General features: G+C 53.5%; 6 protein-coding genes. All 6 read left to right on the top strand.

Annotated elements, in window-relative coordinates; all coding sequences use genetic code 11:
* Positions 1-156 precede the first annotated feature (156 nt).
* Positions 157-354 (top strand): HEPN domain-containing protein, encoded by a 198-nt coding sequence (locus tag G454_RS22790; RefSeq protein WP_342669750.1) that lies wholly within the window; start codon positions 157-159, stop codon positions 352-354.
* 62 nt (positions 355-416) lie between these two features.
* On the top strand, positions 417-776 hold the full coding sequence (locus G454_RS0114795) for a nucleotidyltransferase domain-containing protein (RefSeq protein ID WP_051276540.1): 360 nt from the start codon (positions 417-419) through the stop codon (positions 774-776).
* 45 nt (positions 777-821) lie between these two features.
* Entirely contained in the window at positions 822-2,780 is a 1,959-nt protein-coding gene (locus G454_RS0114790; RefSeq protein WP_211230122.1) for a tetratricopeptide repeat protein, read from the top strand.
* Positions 2,781-2,891: 111 nt separating this feature from the next.
* Positions 2,892-3,323: a nucleotidyltransferase domain-containing protein gene (locus G454_RS19600; RefSeq protein ID WP_051276538.1), complete on the top strand. Its 432-nt coding sequence runs from the start codon at positions 2,892-2,894 to the stop codon at positions 3,321-3,323.
* Positions 3,313-3,744, top strand: a complete 432-nt coding sequence (locus tag G454_RS0114780; RefSeq protein ID WP_245574429.1) for a nucleotidyltransferase domain-containing protein — start codon at positions 3,313-3,315, stop codon at positions 3,742-3,744. The genes G454_RS19600 and G454_RS0114780 overlap by 11 nt, the downstream gene beginning before the upstream one ends.
* Positions 3,713-3,961, top strand: coding sequence for a hypothetical protein (locus tag G454_RS19595; RefSeq protein WP_051276536.1), 249 nt, complete (start codon positions 3,713-3,715; stop codon positions 3,959-3,961). The genes G454_RS0114780 and G454_RS19595 overlap by 32 nt, the downstream gene beginning before the upstream one ends.
* Positions 3,962-4,419 lie beyond the last annotated feature (458 nt).

Genomic DNA, 4,419 nt, shown 5'->3' with positions numbered 1-4,419 from the left:
GCTCGATGCTCTCGGGGCATGACCCTGGGAGAAAGGGGAGCGTGGCACCCCCAAAGGCCAAGGTGATGATCCGGGTCATCCGGGGAATGCTGGCTAACCTGCGGCGGAAACGCTGCCATCCCACGACGGGATGCCCCCCAATTTATTGGGGGGAGGATGTCACGAGTGGGCATGTTTTGCCTCACAGCAGGCGGCCGAAAAGCCGTCAAGGCTGTTTTTCAAAAGATGGGTGGATTAGCTTGGGGGCATTCGGTATTCGAATTGCTAAGGGCCTTATCGCAAAGGGTTGAAGTAAGCGGGGAACTGCTGGACTGTGCCCGTACTCTGGACAGGTACTATATATATCCCCGCTAGATATCCTAACGGTTTTGATTCAGGGAGCCCCTTCGAATACTTTACCCTTAAGGAGGCTCAAGATGCGCTCTTTTGTGCGGGAAGAATCGTGGAATTCTGTGAGGGTGTTCTGGCTCGAGAGGGAGAAACTCCTCAAGGCCATACGTAAAGAAGCCATGCGTCTCGGCAGGGAGAATAAAGCCGTCAAGAAAATTGTCCTCTTTGGATCTTTGGCCCAGGGGCGAGCGGTACCTGGAAGCGACGCCGACCTTTTAATTGTCCTTACCGAAAGCGACAAGCCCTTCCTGGAGCGAATAGCTGAGTGGTCTTCAAAAATCAAGATCAACTTCCCTGTAGAGGTCTTTCCCTACACCCAGGGTGAACTCCACACCCCTCTTGCCCGTACCGCCCTGGAAAGCGGGGTAACGCTTTTCGAAAGGTGACTGCAGGATAAAGTAAGCCGAACAAAAAAACGAGGTGCAATGCCTTTGAGTAGGAAAAAAACGCCCGAGGAACTTTCCTTAGAAGGAAAGAAGTGCCTTGAAAAGGGAGACTTCCGAGTCGCAGAGCGGCTTTTTGCCCGGGCGCTGGCCGCCGAGGACCACCCTGCCCACCGCAACAACCTGGCCACGGTTCTTTTTTACGCCGGAGAACTTGAACGCGCCCTTGCCGTCCTGGAACCCTACCTGGAGGACGGAGATCCCTTAAAGGTCAACCCCTACTCGTATGCCCTCGCCTCCCGCATCCACAGCGCCCGGGGCGAAAAGGAGAAGGCTAGGGTGCGGCTGACCGAGGCCGTGCAAAAGTATGAAGAGCTGCGTTTGGCTGCCCGCGGTCGGTTGTCTCCCCCGGAAGAGCGAAACATTAGAGAGTACACGGTTATTATCATGGAAGCAGCAGCCGATCTCGAAGACCACCGTCTGGTCTTTGAGCTCTACCGCCGCTGGGAAACGGACCACGTCAGCTACCAAAACAAACATTTGGCTGCCGTGGCCTGCTTTAACTTAGGCCGCTACAAAAGGGCGGCCGGCCTCTGGGCATCCATTGGCCATGTGCACGATATATACAGCCATTTGCAGGGCATTGCCCTGCTGGCCGAGCAGGGCACCATTCCGCCCTTCACCCTCGCCTACGACCTGCCAAATCCGGAGAAAGTTATTAACATGCTCAGAAAAGCCGGTGTCGCTCCTGAAGAGCAGGAGCACCTGTTTATGCACAGCCACGTCCGCCTTTTTTCTCTCATCATGCTCCTGCAGAGGGAAAACCCCGCAGAAAACACCTATGCAGCTTATCACCTGGTTTTTTTCGGTGGGGAGTGGGGGAAAAAGCTGGGGTTTTCCATCTTAAATTCGCCGGTCTTTTCTACTGAGGCCAAGATGGGCGCAGCGCAGGCCCTCATGGCCCGGGGCATTTTAAAAGAGGGTGACCCTGTACCTATGTACGTGGAAGGGGAAAGGCGGCTGGTACAGCTGGTAACTTCGGAAGCAGTCCTTCACTATGACCAGAAGCTGCACGAACTGGTGCGCCGGGCAAGGGCGCTTCGCAAGGCAGGCAAATTGGATGAGGCCATCGAGCTATTGGAAGATTTATGGGTGAAGAAAAAGAAGCTCTATCCACCGGCCCTCTTGGAGCTGGCCGAATGCCTATGCCACCAGAGGAAACACCAAGAGGCACGCCGGATTATGGACATACTTAAGGATATTCTGCCCGACAATCCAGTAACTCTCTATAATTCCTGCGTGCTCCACCTGGAAATGGGCAACGCTGCCGCAGCCCGCGAGGATCTGGATGCGCTAAAGGAGTTGGACAGGGAAGCACTGGAAGAACTGGGCAAGGACTATCAAGAACAGCTTGCCCTTTTAGAAACCAAAGTTGGTTTGGCCGAAAGGATTGAACTGCTGAGCAATCCTTCGATAATCGAAGGTGTGGTGCAGTATGTTGAAGAAGAAGAAAAGCGCCGCGAGGTAGAAGAAAAACCCCTGTCCATAGATGTACCCCTTTCGCGGGGGCTAAAAAACATGCCTGTGCACTGGCTGGAGGCTGCCCTCCTCTCCTTTGGCCTTGCACCCGCGCGCATACGCCGGGAAAAAGAAAGGCAGCTAAAGGAATTTCTCAGCAACCGCGAAAATTTGGCCCGGGTAGTACAGGCATTGGAGGAAAAAGAAAAGGAACTCTTAGAATATTTACTTGCACGGGGAGGATTTAGCCGCCTAAATGCCGTAACCCGGAAATTCGGCAGTATGGAAGGGGATGGCTTCTTCTGGAACGAAAAGCCGCCTTCTTCGCCGCTGGGGGTGCTTTGGTCGCGGGCGCTGGTAATGGTGGGAAAGGCTGTGCTTGAGGGCAGGAACTGCAGGGTGGCCGTAATTCCCGCCGACCTGCGCCCGCTGCTGCGGGAAATTTTAGCTCATTCCGCAGGCCCGGCAAGTTTCTCAAAAAGTACATGACGCCCGGCGCCACGCCGCCGGCTTTTCTGTTAGCCGGTACCTTTTTGTTTTCCGGGTGCACGCAGCTGTGGTAGAATACGAATAAGATTACAGTCAAAGGGAAGAGGGTAAGTGATAAAGAACAGGTACTTCCTCGGACCAGAGGAAAAAGAGGTAGTGGTGAACTGCTTAAGGGAGCAAACTAAGCTTAGACAGGAGGTCGTCTTCGCCCTCCTCCACGGGTCTTTTTTATTGGACGGCGAACCTTTCGGGGACATCGACCTGGCATTTTTCGTGAACTCGGCTATAGATAGAGATATTATTGACTGCGATTTAAAAACTGGAGCCGCTTTGGAAGAGGTTATTCGTCTCCCGGTGGGTGTGAGGGTTCTAAACCGTGCTTCCATCCCGTTTTCTTACAGCGTTTTAAAAGAGGGCAAGCTCCTGCTCTGCAGAGACGAAGACGCATTCGCTAGTTTTTTCTCCTACGTTCTTCTTTCATACTTTGATTTTGCTCCCTACCGCAAACGCTACCTAAAAGAGGTGCTCGGCTTTGAAGTTTAATGCCGACAGGATGAAGCGAAGCGGGGAAATGACTATGTTCTCGCGCGAGGAGGTTTTGCGCGCGCACAATTTCCTTTGGCAGAGGGAAGAGAAGAGGCGGTGGGAAAGAGAAAGGCGGCGGCAGGAGATTATACAAGAGGTGAAGAAGGCCGTGGAGGCGGTGGCGCCCTCTTTTGCCGTGGAAAGGGTGTATCTGTACGGTTCCCTTTTATACAGCCGCTGGCGGCCCGATTCAGACGTTGATCTGGCGGTGGATGGAGTGCTTTCTTACGGTGATCTGCTTGCCCTGTGGGCAGAGCTCGATGCTCGTGTGGACCAGGATGTCGACCTGCGCGACCTTGCCAGGCTGCCCTTCAGGGAGAAGGTGGAAAGGGAAGGAATCCTGGTCTATGAAAGAAAAGTTGCTCGTCCTGCTAAGTGAAATTGAAAGGGCAAACCACCGCCAGGAGCGTTTGTACGAAAAGCTGCAGCAAAGCTGGGAGCGCCACCAAAAAACTGGGGAGTACGGTTACCTGGTGGAAACGGCATTTTATCTAAACCAGCTTTATTCCGGGTATGAGAGGATATTCTATGAGGTAGCCGGGGTTTTTGAAAACACCCTGGACGCCTTACACTGGCATAAGAGCCTCTCTCAATAAGGTCCCAAAATCTCCACAAAACTCTTTAAATCAGCCTTTTTCATTTTTCAAGGAAGATGGTGATTGATAATAATACCCATATACGTCTATGTCTGGAAGTACGTGGTGTAAAGTTCTCTTGGGGCTGCTCACGGAACAAATTTTTCGCGCGCGTTAACACCCCCACACCTCGCCCTGGTGATGTACCCTCTCATGCCTCCCAGGGTGCCGTGTACCAGCCGGCCCCAAACTTTCCTTCGTCCCACCTGCCCAGGGGTGGAGGCTGCCTTGCTTTTGGACAGGGTCCTATTGGCCCTCATGGCTTCTTACTTCCGGCTCTCCACGCTGCACGGTTCTCAAGGAACGCCAAGCAAAGGCACTAAGAGCTCACTACAAGCGTCAATTTGCTGCTGCCATCACCTTCCGCCTGCAGCCCAGGGAGACGGAAGGAAAGTTCAGGAAGAAGAACAGCCTAGGCA

Origin of the sequence: Desulfovirgula thermocuniculi DSM 16036 (assembly GCF_000429345.1) — a bacterium.
Lineage (GTDB): Bacteria > Bacillota > Desulfotomaculia > Desulfotomaculales > Desulfovirgulaceae > Desulfovirgula > Desulfovirgula thermocuniculi.
The sequence above is the reverse complement of the archived record's forward strand: the minus strand, read 5'-3'. Positions and strand labels throughout refer to the sequence as shown.

Coding starts and splice junctions, on each gene's coding strand:
- G454_RS0114795 (WP_051276540.1), top strand. CDS start 417: ATGCGCTCTTTTGTGCGGGAAGAATCGTGGAATTCTGTGAGGGTGTTC.
- G454_RS22790 (WP_342669750.1), top strand. CDS start 157: ATGTCACGAGTGGGCATGTTTTGCCTCACAGCAGGCGGCCGAAAAGCC.
- G454_RS19595 (WP_051276536.1), top strand. CDS start 3,713: ATGAAAGAAAAGTTGCTCGTCCTGCTAAGTGAAATTGAAAGGGCAAAC.